This is a genomic window from Staphylococcus lugdunensis (assembly GCF_002901705.1).
GTDB classification, from domain to species: domain Bacteria; phylum Bacillota; class Bacilli; order Staphylococcales; family Staphylococcaceae; genus Staphylococcus; species Staphylococcus lugdunensis.
In genome coordinates this window covers 417851-439937 of record NZ_PPPV01000012.1, presented here as the reverse complement: position 1 = coordinate 439937, position 22087 = coordinate 417851, and the positions used below count along the sequence as shown (strand labels likewise).

19 protein-coding genes and 1 riboswitch are annotated in these 22087 nt (G+C 33.6%); of the genes, 7 read left to right on the top strand and 12 right to left on the bottom strand.

Translation table 11 applies throughout. The annotated features are described in order from the left end of the window. Window positions 1–405 precede the first annotated feature (405 nt). The 9 genes from lysA to CD041_RS02830 form a co-directional block, all read right to left on the bottom strand. Window positions 406–1671, bottom strand: a complete 1266-nt coding sequence (gene lysA, locus CD041_RS02870) for a diaminopimelate decarboxylase (RefSeq protein WP_070648560.1) — start codon at window positions 1669–1671, stop codon at window positions 406–408. After that, window positions 1672–2748, bottom strand: coding sequence for an alanine racemase (locus CD041_RS02865; protein WP_070648558.1), 1077 nt, complete (start codon window positions 2746–2748; stop codon window positions 1672–1674). Window positions 2749–2752: 4 nt separating this feature from the next. After that, complete coding sequence (locus CD041_RS02860) at window positions 2753–3904, bottom strand: amidohydrolase (protein WP_070648555.1); 1152 nt, start codon at window positions 3902–3904, stop codon at window positions 2753–2755. A 155-nt stretch (window positions 3905–4059) separates the two neighbouring features. After that, on the bottom strand, window positions 4060–4779 hold the full coding sequence (gene dapD / locus CD041_RS02855; RefSeq protein ID WP_002478209.1) for a 2,3,4,5-tetrahydropyridine-2,6-dicarboxylate N-acetyltransferase: 720 nt from the start codon (window positions 4777–4779) through the stop codon (window positions 4060–4062). A gap of 20 nt (window positions 4780–4799) precedes the next feature. After that, window positions 4800–5525, bottom strand: a complete 726-nt coding sequence (gene dapB, locus CD041_RS02850; RefSeq protein ID WP_080606576.1) for a 4-hydroxy-tetrahydrodipicolinate reductase — start codon at window positions 5523–5525, stop codon at window positions 4800–4802. Next, window positions 5525–6409, bottom strand: coding sequence for a 4-hydroxy-tetrahydrodipicolinate synthase (gene dapA, locus CD041_RS02845; protein ID WP_037544512.1), 885 nt, complete (start codon window positions 6407–6409; stop codon window positions 5525–5527). The genes dapB and dapA overlap by 1 nt, the downstream gene beginning before the upstream one ends. 2 nt (window positions 6410–6411) lie before the next feature. Continuing rightward, window positions 6412–7401 (bottom strand): aspartate-semialdehyde dehydrogenase, encoded by a 990-nt coding sequence (locus CD041_RS02840; protein WP_002492792.1) that lies wholly within the window; start codon window positions 7399–7401, stop codon window positions 6412–6414. A 216-nt stretch (window positions 7402–7617) separates the two neighbouring features. After that, window positions 7618–8820, bottom strand: a complete 1203-nt coding sequence (locus tag CD041_RS02835; protein ID WP_070648554.1) for an aspartate kinase — start codon at window positions 8818–8820, stop codon at window positions 7618–7620. Between the two features lie 85 nt (window positions 8821–8905). Beyond that, a riboswitch (Lysine riboswitch) is annotated at window positions 8906–9081 on the bottom strand. A gap of 506 nt (window positions 9082–9587) precedes the next feature. Continuing rightward, the gene (locus CD041_RS02830) at window positions 9588–11189 is read right to left on the bottom strand and encodes an ABC-F family ATP-binding cassette domain-containing protein (protein ID WP_070648553.1); all 1602 of its coding nucleotides are present in this window, start codon (window positions 11187–11189) and stop codon (window positions 9588–9590) included. Between the two features lie 142 nt (window positions 11190–11331). Between CD041_RS02830 and cvfB the strand changes: the two genes are divergently transcribed. The 6 genes from cvfB (at window position 11332) to phoU (ending at window position 17132) form a co-directional block, all read left to right on the top strand. After that, on the top strand, window positions 11332–12228 hold the full coding sequence (gene cvfB, locus CD041_RS02825; protein WP_070648551.1) for an RNA-binding virulence regulatory protein CvfB: 897 nt from the start codon (window positions 11332–11334) through the stop codon (window positions 12226–12228). Between the two features lie 262 nt (window positions 12229–12490). Next, window positions 12491–13471: a PstS family phosphate ABC transporter substrate-binding protein gene (locus tag CD041_RS02820; RefSeq protein ID WP_002459126.1), complete on the top strand. Its 981-nt coding sequence runs from the start codon at window positions 12491–12493 to the stop codon at window positions 13469–13471. A gap of 187 nt (window positions 13472–13658) precedes the next feature. Further along, on the top strand, window positions 13659–14585 hold the full coding sequence (pstC, locus tag CD041_RS02815; protein WP_002478202.1) for a phosphate ABC transporter permease subunit PstC: 927 nt from the start codon (window positions 13659–13661) through the stop codon (window positions 14583–14585). A 1-nt stretch (window position 14586) separates the two neighbouring features. Then, window positions 14587–15507: a phosphate ABC transporter permease PstA gene (gene pstA, locus CD041_RS02810; protein WP_002459124.1), complete on the top strand. Its 921-nt coding sequence runs from the start codon at window positions 14587–14589 to the stop codon at window positions 15505–15507. 69 nt (window positions 15508–15576) lie between these two features. Then, entirely contained in the window at window positions 15577–16476 is a 900-nt protein-coding gene (gene pstB / locus CD041_RS02805; RefSeq protein ID WP_002459123.1) for a phosphate ABC transporter ATP-binding protein PstB, read from the top strand. Window positions 16477–16481: 5 nt separating this feature from the next. Further along, entirely contained in the window at window positions 16482–17132 is a 651-nt protein-coding gene (phoU, locus tag CD041_RS02800; protein WP_002459122.1) for a phosphate signaling complex protein PhoU, read from the top strand. A 78-nt stretch (window positions 17133–17210) separates the two neighbouring features. On the opposite strand, the gene pepF is transcribed toward phoU, so the two are convergent. After that, on the bottom strand, window positions 17211–19019 hold the full coding sequence (gene pepF, locus CD041_RS02795) for an oligoendopeptidase F (RefSeq protein WP_062077635.1): 1809 nt from the start codon (window positions 19017–19019) through the stop codon (window positions 17211–17213). A gap of 228 nt (window positions 19020–19247) precedes the next feature. On the opposite strand from pepF, the gene CD041_RS02790 reads away from it, so the two are divergent. Next, the gene (locus tag CD041_RS02790) at window positions 19248–19622 is read left to right on the top strand and encodes a hypothetical protein (protein WP_002459120.1); all 375 of its coding nucleotides are present in this window, start codon (window positions 19248–19250) and stop codon (window positions 19620–19622) included. Window positions 19623–19885: 263 nt separating this feature from the next. Here CD041_RS02790 and CD041_RS02785 read toward each other — a convergent pair whose 3' ends face one another. Together CD041_RS02785 and CD041_RS02780 are read right to left on the bottom strand one after the other, a co-directional pair. Then, window positions 19886–20890 carry a siderophore ABC transporter substrate-binding protein gene (locus CD041_RS02785; protein ID WP_070648549.1) on the bottom strand — a complete coding sequence of 335 codons (1005 nt, stop codon included), beginning with the start codon at window positions 20888–20890 and terminating at the stop codon, window positions 19886–19888. Window positions 20891–20949: 59 nt separating this feature from the next. Next, window positions 20950–21726: an HAD-IIB family hydrolase gene (locus CD041_RS02780; protein ID WP_080606575.1), complete on the bottom strand. Its 777-nt coding sequence runs from the start codon at window positions 21724–21726 to the stop codon at window positions 20950–20952. Window positions 21727–22087 lie beyond the last annotated feature (361 nt).

Sequence of the window (22087 nt, the reverse complement as noted above, 5' to 3'; positions counted from 1 at the left end):
ATATCGTGACATGTCATGTGTGGGGATAAGAACTGAAGTTTCCATTGGTAGTGTAAGTTAAGTCATGTTATATTCTTTATACATAAGGCACTTCGTTAATTTAGTTTAGTTGTGTTTATTAAATTATACTAAAGTGCCATATTTTGGCGAGACTCTTGAGAGAACAGGACAAACGGGACCTCAACAAAGAGAAATGCGAAAAGCATTTCGTCTGGCAAAGCAAGTTGGGGTGGCTAAAGCTGTCCCCTAAGAAAGCGAGCCAACAATGCGAAGTATTGAATAAAATTAGGCACTCATATGAATTGAATTCAATTCATATGAGTGCTATTTTCTAAGATTTATGTCCTAGGCTCACTATTTTCTAAGATTTTCCTAGTATATTAAGCCGCTAGTGGGGTACTTTAATTATTTTGTATCATTAATAATAAGTTGTCGTAGTGATTGTCGTTTAATTACTTCTCTCGCCTTACCATCTTTTAAAAAGAAGACTGACGGTTTTTGCATTTGATTGTAATTCGATGACATTGAATAGTGATAAGCTCCAGTTGAGAGGATAGCCAAAATATCTCCGCGATGAACTGATGATGGTAATTTGGCATTTCTAATGATTATATCTCCGGATTCACATAGTTTTCCAGAGATTGTAACTGTTTCATCTGCGGATTCATGACGATTAACAAGTAATGCTTCATATTGTGCATCATAAAGTGCTGTTCGTATATGGTCACTCATACCACCATCAATTGATACATACTTGTTAACTCCAGGTATGTCTTTAATTGTACCTACTTCATAAAGTGTTATACCTGCTTCTCCAACAATTGAACGTCCTGGTTCAATACCAATCTCAGGAACTGAGTAGTTTAATTCTTTTGTTATATCTTTGATAGCAGTTGTGATTTCTGCAATGCCTTCTTCAATTGGAAAGCTTGTGTCACCTTCGACATATTTAATGCCAAACCCACCGCCTAAATTTAGCAACTCGACTTGAATTTGTTGTTCAGATAACCAATTTAAGACAATTTTTGCTGTTTCAATCATGGCTTCTGTACCTTCAATTTGTGAGCCAACATGGAAATGAATACCTTTTAAATACAAATGCTTGGAAGCTTTAATTTTATTAATTGCTTCCAGTGCTAGACCATATTTAATTGATAATCCAAATTTACTATCTTCTTGACCTGTTTGAATAAACTCATGAGTATGTGCTTCAACACCAGGATTAACTCGTAATACAACATTTACCATATCACTTGCATATTTATCAATTAATTCTATTTCTTCTAAAGCATCTACCACAAAATAGCCAATTCCATTTTCTAATCCATATTGAATCTCACGTTTTATTTTATTATTACCGTGGAAGTGAATTTGTTGTGGATCAAAACCTGCTGATAGGGCGGTATATAACTCTCCTTCCGATACAACATCTAATTGTAAACCTTCTTCTTGAACAAGTTTGACCATTTGCAAACACGTAAAGGCTTTTGAAGCATATGAAATATTATATGTTAAACCACTTTGTTTAAAAGCGGAATGATAACGTCTCATATGATGACGAATTTGATCTTCATCATATACGATGGTGGGGGTACCAAAGCTTAAAGCTAATGTTTTAAGACTAGTACCTCCCATAGTTAGTTCACCATAATCATTATATTTAACAGTCATTTATTTGTACTCCTTTATTAAAGAATCATGGTTCATTGCACTGAGCTGTTCTGAATTTGCTCCTACGCCTTTAAATGTAAATTCATCTATGCGTATATCATTATTATATAATACAACTTCGTCTCTTGCATGAACAAGCTCATCCACTTCAACAAACATATGACTCATCATTAGTGCACGAATCGGATAACGTTTTCCGTTGATGATTACATCATGTTGTGCTCTAGATTTTAAAATTCCATCACCATAGCCTATATCTACGACCGCAAGGCGGGTATGATGATTCTTACATTCATATGCAAAGCTGTAGCCACAATAATCCCCTTTATTTACTTCTCTTACTTGAATCACATTTGCTTTAACGGTTAAAGCCTGTTTAATTTCAGAAGGTTTTAACGAACTATATGGGCGTGAACCATACAATGCAATACCAACTCGAGCATGCGTGTGATTGGAAAGTACTTGATGTTGTTCACGATAAAAGCTTGCACTATTTTGAGCATGAATCATGTCAAAAGTATAACCTTCTGCTAATAGTGTATTTAAAACCTTTAACCAAGCATGTTTTTCAGTATCGTATTCTGGCACATCAAACTCATCAGCATAGCCAAAATGAGTCCATAAACCTGTGATATGCATTTTATGAGGTTGATTATTTTGCGCATGGTCTTTTAATACTTCGCGTAGTTCGCTAAGATTTTTAAACCCTGAACGATGTAATAAGTTTTCATATTCTAAATGCACATTGATATCATACAAATTGGATTTATTAGCATAATAATATTGCAGTGATGGCAAAGTCATGTGAATACGGTTATGACGCACAATATCAAAGTCATAAACAGCATTCATTAAAAAGATAGTAGCTTTAGGCGCAAGTTTTCTAATACGAACGGCTTCTTTAAGAGAAGTCGTGCTAAAAGTATTTATACCTGCCTTTAAAAACATATTTACAGCATACTCTAATCCATAGTGATAGGCATTGTTTTTTACTACAGCTATAATAGGTTGGTTATTTTTAACAGTTACGACATTGTTGAAAAATATGTCTGAATTTACGGACCATGTTGCAGTCACTATGTTATGCCTCCCCATATTGTTTTAATAAATTTTCATAGTAATCAGCTACATAAATTAATACACGCTCATCGAAATTTAAATGGGATGTGTGTAATCCAGTAATATAATTTTTGGCTTCGTTACGCGTTCCAACAAATGCAAAATAAGCTGGGGCAAGTTGTTGACCATAGAAACTAAAATCTTCTCCAAATAAAAAAGGTAAAGGTTTCTCAACAACTTCTAAGCCAGCATTGACAATGGCCTGTTCAACTGTGTTACGTAATTGTGGGCTATTCATCGTTGCAGGATAGCCTTCTTCAAATTTAACTTGACAATCAACGTTGAAAAGTAAGCTCACACTTTTAGCAATTTTTTGCATCTGTGTTTTAACGCTATTTAAATCATTTGCATCATAAGTACGAATTGTACCTTCTAAATAACCGTGGCTTGGCACTGTGTTAATAGCTTCTCCAGCTTCAAAGTGGCCCATATGGACAATATTTCGCTTCAAGCCATTAAGATGAAACTGTTGGATCATTCCCACTTGAGCAAGCACGTGTTGCAATGCTTCTCCACAAGAATGACCTTGCTCTTTATCGGCAACATGGCTAGATAATCCTTGCAGATAAAAACGGTATTCAGTTGCACTAGCAGTAATCTCATTATCACGAATAACGATTTGTCCTTCTTCTGCAAAAGGATTTACATGAACTCCAAAAATGGCTTCAATAGGGTAGTTATTAAATGCACCTGCTTTGATTAAAAGATTGGCGCCGCCACCAGTTTCTTCAGCTGGTTGGAAAATAAATACGACATTATGTGGCAATAGTCCTTTATCCGCTTGGTCTTTACAACGTTTTACGAATAACATCAATGCAGTTGTGTGTCCATCATGACCACAGGCATGCATAACATTATCAACTTGACTACGATAATCGATATCATTTTCCTCAAAAATAGGCAAAGCATCAATATCTGCTCTAAAAGCTATAGTATGATCACTGTTGCCTTCTAAATAAGCGATTGCGCCTGTTTCAAGGGGTCTTTCATAAGATACACCGATATCATCTAAAAACGCAGTAATATATTTGGTTGTTTCGAATTCATGTAAGCTAAGTTCTGGATGCTGATGTAAGTGACGTCTATGTGTTGTTACAAATTCTAATTCATTCATGCTATCATCCTCTTTTATCAATATAATACATACATCTATTGTAACTTAAATATTTGTAGTATACCGCTTGTAAAAAGTATAACTAAGGAGGTGAAATGATAAGCAATTGCAACATCTCAACCTCCGAAGTACTTTAATTTAATTGAACAAAGTAATTAATCATTTAGTTTTCTTAAAGCAGAGACAATTTCATGTTTTGAGTCTTCTACTTCAGATGTTTGTTTTATAACCTTTGCAGGTGTACCTGCAACGACTGCACCTGCTGGTACATCTTGAGTGACAATGGCACCTGCAGCTACAATGGCACCTTTACCAACGTGAACGCCTTCAAGAATAACAGCATTCGCACCGATTAAGACATTATCTTCAATTACCACTGGTTGCGCACTTGGTGGTTCAATAACGCCTGCTAATACTGAACCAGCACCCACATGCACATTTTTTCCAGTTGTTGCACGTCCGCCTAAAGTTGCATTCATATCAATCATTGTACCTTCACCAACGACTGCACCAATATTAATTGTGGCGCCCATCATAACGACAGCTCCATCTTCTATTGTGGCACCTTCACGAATAAAAGCACCAGGCTCAATACGCGCATTAGTATTTGTTAAATCTTTGAGCGGGATAGCTGAATTTCTTCGATCCATTTCAATTTCTAAATCAGTTAAACTAGATTGATATTGCTCATAGAAAGGCTTCCAATCATCTGCTTCACAGAAAATAATTTTAGAGTTATTTGATCCAAAGACTTTGAATGAATCAGGAAATGATATATTACTAAAATCCCCGTTGATATATATTTTTAGTGGTGTAGATTTTTTTGCATCACTAATGAATTGAATTATTTCTTGCGCTGATAAATGTTGAACCATAATTGATGTCTCTCCTTAAATTATAAATTGTCAAAAGTATAAAAACCATTTTTCTTATGAACGAGTTTCGTTGCAGCTCCTATGGCACCATTTGCAAAAATATCTTTTGATTGTGCTTTATGTGAAATTGTTATTGTTTCATCAGTACCGGCAAACAGGATATCATGTTCTCCAACAATCGTTCCGCCACGTACTGCGTGGATACCAATTTCATCTTTAGTGCGTTTTTCATTACGTTCATGTCTATCGTAAACGGGTGTCACATTCTCACGTAATTCTTTAATTACGTCATAAAGTTTGACAAGTGTTCCACTCGGTGCATCGACTTTTTTGTTATGATGTGCTTCTGTTAATTCGATGTCAAAATCTTGTAATAGGGGAACAGCTACTTCTAAAATTTTAGTTAATGCATGAACACCATAACTCATATTTGCACTGAAGAAAACTGGCATGCGTTTACTAAGTTGTTTAAGTTTAGCTGTAAGTTGCTCTTTTTCACCAGTTGTAGCAATGACTAATGGCAATTCAAAGTCTTCATCGAGCAATGGTAATAATAATTTGGGATTTGAAAAATCAATGGCTACATCTGCCTCATTTTGTGCATCCTTGATATGGTCATAACGTGGGTAAGGTGTGCTCGGGCTATTTTCGCGATTAATGACACCAACGATTTGATGACCTTTTTCTTCAGCTAGTCGTGCAACACGTTGATTCATTGCGCCATAACCAATTAATAATATCTTCATTAAAGTTCACCTGCTTTAAATTGCTCGTAAGCGTTAATTAATACTTTAGTTTCTGCAGCTTCTAAAGGTAGAAGTGGTAAACGTAGTTCATAATTACCAAAACCTAAATGACTTGTTAAAGCTTTAATCGGAATTGGATTTACATCACATGATAAAGTTGATAATAGTTTACTTATTGGTTCGAAACTTTTTGTAATATTTTCTCCTCTTTGTTTAGCATCATATAAAGCTTGAAATTCTTGAGGTATCACATTTGCAATGACTGAAATGACCCCATTGCCGCCTCGATTATAAAATTCAACGACGTTGTCATCATTACCACTATATAATGCAAACTCCGCTTGGTTAATACGTTTTTTTACTTCTTCATAATATGCAAAGTCATTAGTGGCATCTTTGATAGCTATAATATAATCATTATGACTTAGCGTTTCGACTGTTTCTGGATTAATCGTCATATTAGTACGAGAAGGTACATTATAAAGTACTACAGGCAATTTAACCTCGTTTGCAATCGTTTCAAAATGCTTAATTAAGCCGCGTTGGTTTGTTTTATTATAATAAGGTGTGATTAACATGATTGCATCAGCGCCTAGTTCTTTTGCACGCAATGATGCCTGTATAGATTTTGCAGTATTATTTGTGCCAGTTCCAGCAATGATCGTTACACGATGATTGACTTGTTTAATAACGGCTTCGAGTACCTGTGCTTTTTCGTTGTCAGTTAGCGTAGGGCTTTCTGCAGTAGTACCGTTGACAATAATTGCTTTAACATTATTTTTAAGTAAAAAATCTACATGTCTTTCAAGTGCTTGATAGTCAACTTCATTATTAGTAAATGGGGTAGCTAGAGCTACACCAACACCTTCGAATAAATGTGCCATAATTATCTAGCTCCTTTTAATTTAATGACTTGCTCTAGTACTTGAACGGCATTTAATGCGGCGCCTTTTAGTAAGTTATCAGAAGTACACCAAACATGGAATGTATTGTCTAGTGAGTCATCACGTCTAATACGTCCAACAAATACCTCATCTTTGCCCGTAGAATTAATGGCTAATGGATATTCATTATTGGCTGGATTATCTACGAGAACAACACGAGGATCTTTGTCAAATAAAGCTTTGATTTCTTCAGTTGTTGCTTCTTCAATAAGCGTAACATCGATTTCAACGCTATGACTATCTTGTACTGGTACGCGTGCACATGTTGCCGTTACACGTAAGTCTGGTTCGTTTAATATTTTACGTGTTTCATCAATCATTTTTTGTTCTTCTTTAGTATAGCCATCTTCTAAAAAGATATCGATGTGAGGTAGAACATTATTATAAATAGGGTGAGGATATGCTTCTGGTGCTTTACCATTTGCACCTTCAGCTAAATCTCTTTTTCCTTTAATACCAGAACCTGAAACGGCTTGATATGTTGTATATGCAACACGTTTTAAACCAAATTTTTCTTGCAAAACTCTTAGTGGAACTACTGATTGAATAGTTGAGCAGTTTGGATTGGCAATAATGCCGCGTTTAAAATGGGGTTCATTTACTTCTGGAACGACTAAGTCTATATCTTTATTCATACGCCATTGGCTTGAGTTATCAATTACAATTGCACCTGCTTGTTCGAAAATAGGAGCAAATTGTTTACTTGTACCACCACCAGCACTCATTAAGACATAGTCAAAATGTTCACTTGCTGCTGCTTCTGTTAATTCTTGTACTATATATATTTGATCTTGGAAATCAATTTTCTTGCCAGCTGAGCGCGCTGAAGAAAAAAGCACTAATTCATCAAAAGGAATGCCTTTTCTATCTAAAGTTTCTAACATTTTTGTTCCAACTAATCCTGTTGCTCCAACTACTGCTAATCTTGTCATAAGTCTGTCACTCCATTATTCATTCTATTTGAAATTTTGAAAATCTTTAAAATGTATCTATGGGATTGGGACAGAATTCAATATGAATTTGTAGTCCCGCCCCGGAAAGATTGACTAAGATTGAAAAAAGCTTTGTATCAGCGTATTTTCAATCCAGTCAATACTACCAATATAGGGCTCAGAGCCTAAAATATAGCTATGTCCCAGAAACATATTCTATATTTCAAATGCATCATACAATGTTTGTACGGCTCGGTCACCATTCTGTGCATCAATGACATAAGAAATGCTAATTTCAGAAGTGGTTGTCTGGTAAAAAGGGATTTTGGCATTTATCAATGTGATAAATGCTTTAGAAGCTACGCCTGACATATCGCGCATGCCTGAACCAATTAGTGAAATTTTGACATATGTTTCATTAATCTTATAATCTAATGCACTAAAAGATACGGATAGATTTTCTAATATATCTGAGATTTGATGAATATCACTATCTTTGATAGAAAATGATAATTGTAATCCTTCAACATTGACAATTTGAGATATCATATCTACATTAATTGCGCCTTTATCTAAAGCGGTAAATAGTTGTGTAAGCAAACGGTCATCAGATAAAGGATAGCTAATTGTGATATGCATCATGTGTTTATCTAAAGTTACACCAGTGACAGCTTTTTTCTCTAATATTTCACTATTGGGCATAATCCATGTTCCTTTCACATTTGATAAAGTACGACCTAAATAGATAGGAATATCATAATTTTTGGCTAACTCAACACTTCGAGTCTCTAATACGCCTGCGCCTAATGCACTCATTTCCATCATCTCTTCATAAGAGACGACATCTAATCTCTTAGCTCGACTCAAAATACGAGGGTCTGTTGCATAAACACCATCGACATCTGTGTAGATTTCACATGGGGTTGCATTACTAGCGGCAAGTGCAACGGCTGTAGTATCTGAACCCCCACGACCAAGCGTGGTTAATTCATAGTTATCATTTATACCTTGGAAACCTGCCACAACAATAACATCATACGTCTCAAATGCATGATCAAATACTGCAGGATTGATTTCAGCAATTTTGCTTTTCAAATGATGACCTATTGTTTTAATGCCAGCTTGATAACCTGTCATTGAACGGGAAGCAACACCTATATCATTGAGAACCATTGATAAATAAGAAACAGTTTGTTGTTCTCCGGTAGTTAACAGTAGGGCAAGTTCTTGATCTCTAGGTGTTGTTGTTAATGATTGTACTTTTTCCATTAACAGGTCCGTTGTTTTACCCATAGCACTTACTACTACAATTAATTGTTCACCTTCATCGACACGACGCTTAAGCATCGCTGCGATATTTTTTATTTTTGTAAAATCAGCGACTGATGAACCGCCAAATTTTAAAACGCGTCGTTTCAAATTGTTAAACCTCCAATATTAAAGGAGACACATGCTACTAAAAAAGAGCAAGTTCGGAATGCGCGAACTTGCTCGGGATTTTTATAACAAGTGATGCACTCCATTATTAAAAAATAATGACAAACTTTTGGCTTTTAACCATAAAGTCCAATAAAGCGAACCTGCTAGTTGCATTATTTCGGCATCGCACCCTTTCAGAAATAGCTGTTAGCAGACAGTACTCTATTTCTTACTAATGATTGATGCGCCTCATCAAAATCTTATTCAATTGATATGTTTTTCATTATACATGGTGGGTTAGCATCTGTAAACTGAGAATTTAGATTTTTACAAATTTACTGACAATTAAAGGTTTCATAATGCTGTAATTGACTAATTAATCATAGTTAATGTAAAAAGTAATATCGCTGCTATGCATTTTTAAAAATAATAAACAGGTTCATTTAAAGATAAGTTTAGACAGCACGCTCTCTGACAAGTAGAAGGAAGCGCGACAGCATTCATTTTGAATTTGTATTTCTTACCGCATGTATGACTAAAATCGAAAAAAGTTTGATATAAGCATATTTTCAATTCAGTCGACTACTACCAATATATACTTTAGAGCCTAAAACATAATTACGTCTTAGGCTCTGAATGATTTTTATAATAAATGACATTAAGATTAAATACAGTTCTTTTAAGTGCGCAGCATGATGAAGACATACTTGAGAGAACAGGGCAAACTATATTTAATGTACCAGTTTGTTTAGAAATCGATGGGGAGATTATGAGAGAACGCCAGTTTCTTTTAGATATTCTTCATATGGTAATTCTTTTGATAATCCACCAGCTTGATTTAAATCAATGACACGGTTGGCAATGGTATTGATGAATTCAAAATCATATGACGTAAAGATAATTGAACCTTTAAATGACTTCAAACCATCGTTTACAGCAGTGATACTTTCTAAGTCAAGATGATTTGTAGGTTCATCGAGTAACAGAACATTGGCACTTGAAAGCATCATTTTACTTAACATACAACGGACTTTTTCTCCACCTGAAAGAACGCTGGCTTTTTTCTTAACTTCTTCACCACTGAATAGCATGCGGCCTAAGAAACCACGTAAAAATGTTTCTGTTTGCTCATCTTCAGGTGCATATTGACGCAACCAATCAACTAAATTCATATTCACACCCTCAAAGAACTCTGAGTTATCTTTAGGGAAATAACTTAATGATGTCGTAACTCCCCACTTAACAGTACCTTCATCTGGTTCCATTTCTCCTGCAAGGATTTTTAATAATGTTGTTTTGGCAATTTCACTGTCACCAATTAGAATTACTTTATCATTAGGATTCATAGTAAAAGAAATGTTATCTAAGACTTTTTCACCATCGATTGTTTTAGAGATATTTTCAACTGCTAACAAATCGTTACCAATTTCACGCTCTGGTGTAAATTTCACAAAAGGATAACGTCTTGAAGATGGTTGAATATCATCTAATTCAATTTTTTCCAACTGTTTCTTTCGACTTGTAGCTTGTTTAGATTTAGAAGCATTAGCAGAGAATCGTGCGATGAAATCTTGTAACTCTTTCATTTTCTCTTCTTTTTTCTTATTTTGTTCCTGAGCCATCTTTTGTGCTAATTGACTTGATTGATACCAGAAATCATAGTTCCCAACATATAATTTAATTTTTCCAAAATCTAAATCAGCAATATGGGTACAAACGTTATTTAAAAAGTGGCGATCATGAGACACAACAATAACAGTATTATCAAAGTTAATTAAAAAGTTTTCCAACCAGCTAATTGCTGGAATATCTAGACCATTGGTAGGTTCGTCAAGTAGTAATACATCAGGGTCGCCAAATAAACTTTGTGCTAATAAGACTTTTACTTTTTGATTATTTTCCAATTCAGCCATTTTTTTGTCGTGTAAATCAGTAGAAATACCTAATCCTGATAGTAAAGAAGCAGCATCTGCTTCAGCATTCCAACCATTCATCTCAGCAAATTCACCTTCAAGTTCGGCAGCGCGAATACCGTCTTCATCGCTAAAATCTGGTTTCATATATATGGCATCTTTTTCTTTCATTACTTCGAATAAACGTTCATGTCCTTTAATAACAACATCAAGTACACGTTCATCTTCATAGGCAAAGTGATCTTGTTTTAATACGGCGAGACGTTCGTTTTTGCCTAAGACAACGTGACCAGTTTGTGAGTCTAATTCACCTGATAAAATTTTCAAAAACGTTGACTTACCAGCGCCATTAGCACCAATAAGACCATAACAATTACCTTCAGTGAATTTAATATTAACATCTTCAAATAGTTTACGATCACCAAAACGTAAACTAACATCAGTAACTTGTAACATTCATTTGCTCCTTTTTTACGTTTTTCTAACGGATGAATTATATCATATAATATCTTGACTTTCGACTGAATAATTGTTGTTATGGTAGAAAACATTAGACATGTTATAATAAATAGGAATACATTATTCGAAGGAGAACAATATGGCATTAGATAAAGATATAGTAGGTTCAATTGAATTTCTAAAAGTCGAAGGCAAACAAGGTTCTACTTATTTGTTAAAAGGCCCGAATGGTGAACAAGTTAAATTGAATCAATCTGAAATAAGTGATGATGATGAGTTAGAAATAGGAGAGGAATATAGTTTCTTTATATATCCCAATAGATCTGGGGATTTATTTGCAACGCAAAACATGCCTGATATAACAAAAGATAAATATGATTTTGCTAAAGTATTAAAAACGGACCGTGATGGTGCGCATGTAGACATCGGTTTACCTAGAGAAGTGCTAGTGCCTTGGGAAGATTTACCAAAAGTTAAAGATGTATGGCCCGTAGCAGGGGATTATTTACTCGTTACTTTGCGTATCGATCGTGACAATCATATGTTTGCTCGTCTCGCTAGTGAAACAATTGTCGAAAAAATGTACACGCCAGTGCAAGATGATGATATGTTAAATGAAATTATAGAAGCAAGACCATATCGTTTATTAAGAGTAGGTAGTTTCTTACTATCTAAAGAGGGATACAAAATATTTGTACATGAGTCTGAACGCAAATCAGAGCCGCGTCTAGGGGAAAAAGTTAATTTACGCGTCATTGGTCATAACGACAAAGGAGAGCTTAATGCGTCATTCTTACCACTTGCACATGAACGCTTAGATGATGATGGACAAATCATTTTTGATTTATTAGTTGAATATAATGGTGAACTTCCTTTTTGGGATAAATCAAGTCCAGAAGCCATTAAAGAAGTTTTTAATATGAGTAAAGGTTCTTTTAAACGAGCTATTGGTCATTTATACAAACAAAAAATCATTAATATTGAAACGGGAAAAATTTCTTTGACGAAAAAAGGCTGGAGCCGTGTTGAGGATTAAATTTAGCCACATAGATTATAACTAAATACAGTATTTAAAAATGGTAGTAGGCAATAAGTTGAACTTATATTTGTCTAGCTACCATTTTCTTTTTAAATACAAACTTCATTAAAACAGATTATATAAGCTTGATTTATCAGCTGTTTTAAACTTAACAAAACATTTACATTCACTCTATTTTAATTTAACAAAGGGTCTGTAGTATTAGAAGTGTAAGAAATACATATAACATTTGGGTTATTTATATTAGGAGGATATATTAATGAAAAAGTGGCAATTAGTTGGTACTACTGTATTGGGCGCTTCGGTTTTATTAGGAGCTTGTGGCGGAAATGGCTCAGGTAATGGTAAAGATGTTAGCGGAGAAGTTAAAGGTGACGGATCATCCACAGTAGGTCCTATCGTTGAAAAACTAAACGAAAAATTTGCTAAAGATTATCCTGATGTAACAGTATCATCTGGTACTTCTGGTACTGGCGGTGGCTTCGAAAAATTCATCGCTGGAGAAACAGATTTCTCAAATGCTTCAAGACCGATTAAAGATGAAGAAAAGAAAAAATTAGAAGACAAAAATATCAAATATAAAGAATACAAAATTGCTCAAGATGGTGTAACAGTAACGGTAAACAAAGATAACGATTTTGTTGATTCTTTATCAAAAGACCAATTGAAAAAAATCTACTCTGGAGAAGCTAAAACTTGGAAAGATGTAAATTCAAGTTGGCCAAATAAAAAAATCAAAGCATTTTCACCAGACCAATCACATGGTACTTATGATTTCTTCAGTGAAGAAGTAATGGATAAAGGTGATATTAAAGCTGAGAAAAATGCAGATACGAATGTTATCGTTCAATCTGTAGAGAAAAATAAAGAAGGTATTGGTTACTTTGGCTATAACTTCTATCAACAAAATAAAGATAAATTGAAAGAAGTAAAAATTAAAGACGATAAAGGCAAAGATACAAAACCAACTAAAAAAACAATACAAGATAATTCATACGCTTTAAGTAGACCATTATTCATCTATGCAAAAGAAAAATCATTAGAAGAAAATAAAGGCTTCCAAGAATTTATGAAATTCGTTCTTAAAGATGAAGGTAAATCTGCAGAAGATGCAGGCTATGTAGCATTGCCAAAAGATGATTACAAAAAAGAACAAAAGCAATTAGATAAATTCATCGACAAAAATGGCAAAAAAGATGATAAAAAAGATAAAGATAAAAAAGACAAGAAAGATAAATAATAAATAAATCAATAGAACTGGGTTGGGAATAAAATAAGTGATAGAAACGTAATGAAATACGTATACTCACTTATGTAGGTTGAACATGAGTTAATTGACGCGTGCATCACTGATTAACTCAGAGTTAAACCGAATCTATTCCCAATCCACTTTTTTAATAATTGGGAGAAAACGGAGTGTGTATGGTATGGCTTCAAATACAAATGTTAGGGAATTGATTGCCAAGAATAACGCAAAAAAGGGCGGTAAAAGCGATAAAATCGTACCTATGATTCTAGCTGTTATTTCATTTATATCTATATTAGTTACGATTGGCATATTAGTTACATTATTAACAGAAACAATTACATTTTTCACTAGGGTATCCATTACTGAATTTCTTTTCACTACAGAATGGGCACCATTTTCATCTAGTCCTAAATATGGCATTTGGGCTTTAGTTATAGGGACGTTAAAAATTACGCTTATCGCAGCAATATTTGCAGTACCTATTGGATTGGGTGCAGCCATTTATTTAAGTGAATACGCAAGTGATAGAACGCGACGTATTATTAAGCCAATATTAGAAATTTTAGCTGGGATTCCGACAATCGTTTTTGGTTTCTTCGCATTAACATTCATTACACCAATTTTAAGATCTATTTTTCCAGAATTAGGAAGCTTTAATTCAATTAGTCCAGGATTGGTTGTTGGTGTGATGATTATACCGTTAATTACGAGTATGAGTGAAGATGCAATGTCTTCTGTTCCGAATAAAATTCGAGAAGGTGCACTGGGGCTTGGAGCTACTAAGTTTGAAGTAGCGACGAAAGTAGTGTTACCAGCAGCTATTTCAGGTGTATTGGCTTCAATCGTTTTGGCGATTTCAAGAGCTATTGGTGAAACAATGATTGTCTCACTAGCGGCGGGTAGTACACCAACTGCTTCCTTAGATTTAACAGGTTCCATTCAAACAATGACAGGTTATATAGTTCAAGTTGCGACTGGGGATGCAACATATGGCTCAGATGTTTATTACAGTATTTATGCTGTTGGATTTACATTATTTATATTTACGTTACTAATGAACCTGCTTTCTCAATGGATTTCTAAGCGCTTTAGAGAGGAGTATTAATATGTCATCATCAACAAATATACACAAAAAAGCTTTAGTAGATCAGTCTAAAGTTGAAAAAAATATTAGTACACGCATGACTAAAAATAAAATCAATAAATTTTTATTTTTAGCATGTACGTTGATTGGGTTGCTTTTTTTAGCAGCATTACTTATTGATACCTTAATTAAAGGTGTGGGTCATCTAACGCCTTCATTCTTTACTAATTTTTCATCATCAACACCCTCTCAAGCGGGTATAAAAGGGGCTCTGGTTGGTACATTATGGCTCATGTTAACCATCATACCATTTTCAATTATTTTGGGAGTAGGAACAGCAATTTATCTAGAGGAGTATGCTAAGAAAAATCCATTTACAGATTTTATTAAAGTTTGTATTTCTAATTTAGCTGGTGTACCTTCTGTAGTTTTCGGATTACTTGGATTGACAATCTTTGTTAGAGGTATGAATATTCAAGCCTTATCATTAGGTAATTCAATTTTAGCTGGTGCATTAACCATGACGTTATTAATTTTACCTGTCATTATTGTTGCAGCTCAAGAGGCAATAAGAGCAGTGCCGTCATCAGTTAGAGAAGCATCTTATGGTTTAGGTGCAAACAAGTGGCAAACAATCCGAAAAGTTGTGTTGCCAGCAGCACTACCAGGAATTTTAACTGGCTTTATTCTAGCATTATCTCGTGCTTTAGGTGAAACTGCGCCATTAATTTTAATAGGTATTCCTACAATACTATTGCGTTTACCTAATTCTGTCATGGATCAATTCCAGGCGTTACCAATGGCGATATATAACTGGGCTAAATTACCGCAAGCAGAATTTCAAAATGTTGCTTCAGCAGGAATTATAGTACTTTTAGTTATCTTATTATTAATGAACGGTTTAGCTATTTATTTCCGTAATAAATTTAGTAAAAAGTTCTAATCATGTTGGGTGTTCACGTGAACTAGGGATTTGTTTTTATAGTAATTAGAGAGTGAAGGAGTTTTCAAAATGACAAACAATTTAACTAAAGATAAAGAAAACATAGAACAAGCAGTAGAAAAAAATAATCAACAAACAACCAAAGCACAAAATGATTCAACAATAATAACAACAGAGCATTCAAAAAAAGAAGACCATCTTTCAGATAGTGATAGAAAAGTAGTCTATTCAACACAAAATTTAGATTTGTGGTATGGAGATAATCATGCGTTACAAAATATTAACTTAGACATTTTAGAAAACAACGTTACAGCAATTATTGGACCATCTGGTTGTGGAAAATCGACTTACATTAAAGCGCTCAATCGCATGGTAGAATTAGTACCTTCCGTTAAGACAGCAGGAAAAATATTATATCGTGATAAAAATATTTTTGATGAGAAGTATTCAAAAGAGAAACTACGTACAAATGTTGGTATGGTCTTCCAGCAACCTAATCCATTCCCTAAATCAATTTATGATAATATTACTTATGGCCCGAAAACGCATGGTATTAAAGATAAAAAAATATTAGACGAAATTGTTGAAAAATCGTTACGTGGAGCAGCAATTTGGGATGAATTGAAAGATCGTTTACACATGAACGCATATGGTTTATCTGGCGGTCAACAACAACGTGTTTGTATAGCGAGATGTTTGGCAATTGAACCAGATGTTATTTTAATGGACGAGCCAACTTCAGCCTTAGATCCGATTTCAACGTTAAAAGTCGAGGAACTTGTACAAGAGCTTAAAAAAGATTATTCAATCATTATGGTGACACATAATATGCAACAAGCCGCACGTGTTTCGGATAAAACGGCCTTTTTCTTAAATGGCTATGTTAATGAATATGATGATACGGACAAAATATTCTCTAATCCTTCTGATAAGCAGACGGAAGATTATATTTCTGGACGTTTTGGTTAAAAAATATGACAATTATTCGTCAAAATTATCAAGAACAACTCGATGAATTATTAAAAGATATTCGTCGCATGGGCTTGTATACGTACTTCAATATAAATAATGCAATTGTGTCATTAAGTGAAAAAGACAAAAATTTTGCGCGTCAAGTCATTAATAAAGATAAAGATATTAATAAATTAGATTGTGAAATAAATGAAAAAGTTATTTTACTTATTATGAAACAACAGCCTATTGCTAGCGACTTAAGAATGATGATGGCAGCTTTAAAAATTGCTACTGATTTTGAAAGAATGGGTGATAATGTTGCAAGTATCGCTAATATTCGTTTAAGAGTTAAAATAACGGATGATTACGTGCTTACACGCCTTAAAACAATGGGGAAACTTGCGATGCTTATGCTGCAAGATTTAAATACGGCCGCAAAACATGAAGATATTACATTAATTCGTGAAATTATTGATCGTGATCAAGATATAGATGATTTATATGCTAATATCGTCAATACAACATATTTAATAGATAATGATCCATTTGTGGCTGGGCAAGCACATTTAGCAGCACGTAACTTAGAACGTGTGGGGGACCATGTAACTAATATTGCTGAAAGTGTATATTATTATTTGACGGGAGAACATTTTGATAGCTTTAAACGTTAATATAACAATCAAATGAATGATTACAATAAAAAATAACCACGATGCCTTATTTAAGTTAGGCTTCGTGGTTATTAGTTTTTACTGCTGCTCAATGATATTAGTTAAAGCTTCGACTTCATTCACCAGTTTTGAAATATAGGCTATTGTAGATTTTAATGCAGCTTCTGTTGTAATATCAACGCCAGCCATTTTAGCTAGTTCAACTGGAGATTTACTGCCACCTGCGCGCAAAGTATTCAACCAAGCATTAACTGCAGGTTGCCCTTCGTTTTTAATTTTTTGAGCTACCACAGTACCAATAGTTAATCCTGCTGAATAAGTATAGGAGTATAGACCCATATAGTAGTGTGGCTGTCTCATCCAAGTTAATTCTGCACCATTGGTTAACTCGATAGCATCACCAAAGAATTGTTCGTAGACATTACGAGTAATATGATTTAATAATGGTGCAGTCAAGGATTCACCTTGATCAACAAGTTTATACACTTCACGTTGATAAGCCGCTTCAAGTAGATGTGTAACCATATTATGATAATATGTGCGTGATAAAATTGAGCCAATCACCCAGCGTTTAAATTTAGGATCATCACTATGTTCAAATAAATAGTTAGACATGAGCATTTCATTCATAGTTGAAGGTGCTTCGACAAAATACATTGAGGCCTCTGAATCTAAAAAGTGTTGGTTTTGTTGAGCAAGGTTGAAATGACCTGCATGTCCAAGTTCATGAGCTAGGACAAATGTTTCAGTCATTTTTCCAGTCCAAGATATAAAAACATATGAATGTGATAAATAAGGACTTGCACAATAAGCACCTGTTTCTTTACCTTTATTTTGGGCAAAATCAATCCATCGTCTTGCATAGGCTTGTTCAACCATGTCCATATATTCTTCACCTAGGACGCTTAAGGCACCTCTAATATATGTTTTAGATTCTTCTATTGATATTTCAGGTTCATAGCTTGGATCAACAGAAATTTTCAAATCTTCAAAACGCATTTTTTCTAAGCCATGAATACGTTTTAATAGACGCGCATATTTTTGCATCACGGGTGCTAAATCACTCATGATAACGTCAATTTGGCGATGATACATATCTCTGCTGACTTCCTGATCATGTAATAAAAAATCAATAACAGAGTCATAACCTCTTAAAGTAGCTTCGATTTTTTCTTGTTGTACTTGCATGTTATATGTTGCTGCTGTTGTATGTTGATATTGACGTAAAGCATCACTAAAGTGTTTAAAACTTTGCTGTCTAAAGTTAGGATCAGGGTGGTCTTCATATTCATTTTCAAAAGTAGCATAATCTAGAGGGTAGGTTATACCATCATGTTCAAATGGATGAAAGTGAACATCTAACATTTTTGTAGTGCCGTATAGATCATATGCACTTGAAAACAAAGGCGAAAGTGTCGCAAGTGTCTCTTCAACAGCAGGGGATAATTGATAAGATTTTCTTTGAATCAATTTCTCTATATAGTGTGGGTAAGGAACATTGGCTTGAATTGTTCGTATTTGATTATCTGACAAAGCAAGGAGTTCTGATTCAACGAAAGAAAGCTGACTCGCTATCAAACCCATTGATGTTGAAAATTTCGCGTTTACCTTTTGACCTTCTTCATCTGTAGTATCAACGCTAAGTCTTAGTTCAACATAGTTTGCTAATCGATCTATCGTAATTAAAATATTTTCATATTCATCTAATGCTTTAAGTGTAAGTTGTGTATTTGTAAGTTGAGATTTAAAAGATTGCTGGAAATGTTTTGCACGTTTAGTTGTTTCAGCTAAAGTGTTATAAAAATCATCATCACTTTTAAATAAATCTTGCAAATCCCATGTTTCATTAGTAGGGACATCTTTTCTTAATGGTAATCCTATAGGCATTAATATCACTCCTATGTATTTGTATGTATCATTTATTATACATGAATTTATCAATTTCTTCAGAACCGTTAATAAATAAAAAAGTACATAAAAAGATAGGGGAGTGTACACTTAATTGTAATCGTAAGGCTAAAATTGTGTGATTTCAGTGATAAAGCGATGGTATAATGAATAAAATTTATGATATAGTTATACATAATGTAGATTAAAAGATTAAGGAGTATAATAATGAGTATCTTTGATATGCCTAATTATTTGTGGATAACTATTATAGCGATGGTTATTCTAACAGTTATTTGTACTTTAATACTGCATAAATGGTTTTTTGCTTCAATTGTAACGTTTGTTGTACTTGCAATTCTGGCATTTTTTATACCTAATTTTTATTCTATTTCATACCAACCATTGCTAGGTTATGCTGCATTCTTAGCGATTATGAGTTTAATCTTGAGTTTCTTATTATGGTATAGCACAAGAAATTGGAGACGTGAACGCAAGAAAAAACAATTAGAAAAAGAAATACGTCAAGAATATGCAAATAAACATGAGCAACAACCATTCGATAACAATAATGAAGAAATATTACGTCGAAAAAAGCGTTAACATAAAAAACACATATAGCACAAAGGTGATTTGACTGACATAAATCATCTTTGTGCTTCTTTTTTATTCAATACTATATTTATTAGTTCAATAGATTAGAGGACAGCTTCAGGCGGTAGTCTTCAACCATAAGAGAAGGTAGGTTTGTCAATAACACTTAATGTAACAATAATGAAGCAGGCCATTTCTATGAATTTTCAATAGAAATGGCCTGCTTCAACTTGTCAGAGGCATTTACGTCTCAGTCGGTTTTTGTTGTAGGCTTATTTAAATGCTTGTTTAATTTTAGCTAATTGATCTATCGTTAGTTTGTTTCCGCCTTCACCAAAATACCAAGCGTTAGATTCAAACTGATAAACTTGACCATTTTTAATGGCTTTGACATTTTTCACAACATCATTTTTTAACTCATCTGGCAATTGTTTGTCATTACCTTTTTTAGTACGATTAATAACAAAAATTTTGTCAGGGTTAATTTTTGTTAAGTATTCATTGCTAATAAGATTACCAGCAGAATTAACTTTCATTTGTTTATCAGCATGTTTGATGCCAAGATCATGATTAAGGAAGCCCCCATAACGACCACTTGAAGCAAATGCTTTCATTCCTTTATCATCAACAGCTAAGAATATCACACGTTCATCTTTAACTGCTTTTTTTGTTTCAGCAACTTGAGTCAAAAGTTTATTGTTTAACTTTTCTGCAGCTTTTTTCTTATCGAAAATTTTTCCCATTAATGTTGTATGTGCTTTAATAGATTTAATATAATCGTCATTATCTGGACTGACAAATAAAATTTTAGCATTTGGGGCAGCTTTTTTCATTTCATCTAATGTTTTGGTATGTGCTTGTCTAAAGGAAGCAAATATAATATCGGGTTTCGCTTTGGCTAACTGATCGAAATTCGGACGTCCAGGATTTCCTAAATTCATGTATTTGTCATTTTTAAATTCAGAGAGGGAAGAAGGGAGGAAAGCGTCACCTTGACCTTTAGCAATAGCTACAATACGATTTTGAACGTTAAGCTGTTGCATGATATCTAAAGCACCGTAATCTAATACGGCAACACGTTTAGGATTAACTGGGACCTCAACTTTTTCTGTTTTCATTTCTCCTTTATCATGAGTATTGTTTTTATCTTTAAATTCATATGTATTCTTGACGGTAATCGTTTTACCATCGTGGTTACTTGAATTATCATCATTCTGACACGCTGCTAATAATAGCAATATTATAAATATCGTACATACTTGTATAATTTTTTTCATAAATAAAACCTCCTAGTTGTCATTATAAATGATATTGATAATCATTTTCAATTAAATTTTTAATTTGTTGCAATATATTTGTCGATTTGATGGCAAATTGCATTAATATCAGCATTTATAACTGAAATATGAGGTTGATTATTTAAATCATCTATATAAAATGTATTATTAGATACAAGTACACCATTAGTAGCATGTTGCAATAGTCCAATATCATTGTGATCATTACCAAATGCAATATAGGGTGCATCATTTTTTAATATTGATTGTAATGTTTTGTATTTATTGATGCCATGCGCTGTAATATCAATATTAGATTCATTTGAATGGTTGATGAGTTCTAAAGTAGTTTGATGTTGCATTAAGTGCTGAGCAATTTCTGAAAAATGATGTGATTTAATATTAAGAAAGATTACCTTTATAGGATGTGTTATTTCATCAAGTTGACGTAACTCAGCCAATTTGTGAGGATCTAAACGAGTATAAATCGTATTATTGGCGTTTACATTTGCTGCATAATCCCAGGCATCATCGACAATATAACTCAAGTTATAATTTACTATTAATTCCTTTATTATGAGTTCAAAATCATCTTGATTAATATAATCTATGACTTTAATTTTATTATCAGTTGAAATAATAGAACCATTGCCGCCAATCAACGTATTATTTTGAAAATCAGGTATCACTGGCAATAAGTCACGTATAGGTCGTGCTGATGCAAAAATCACTTGGTGGCCGTAAGATTGCAATTGCTTTAGACGACTAATGATTCTATTGTCAATATGTTGACCGTCGAAGCAAAGCGTGCCATCTATGTCGAAAACAAAATTCATAGTAGAAGCTCCTTAGTTAAGATATAAAATAAAGTATAGCATACTTGAAAAAGGTTAGAAGATAGTAAAATATATAACTTCCTATAATATATATTATGTAAACTAAAATAAAAAAACGAAATAGGGGTGAGCATTTATAAATAGTGAGCAGTTAGTTATAGTTTATTAAGTTTTATCTGCTATATGTATGTGTTCAAGTCATACGAATTGTTTGCTGTGGTGAATGAATGATTATCACAGACAAGTTGAATTTATTGATGTACTTTATAACTAATATTAACTTTACTTGCAAATAAACAGGTTTATTCTAAGCTTTTAACACTATTTTAGCGCATTTAATATGAATCTGTACGTATTTCAT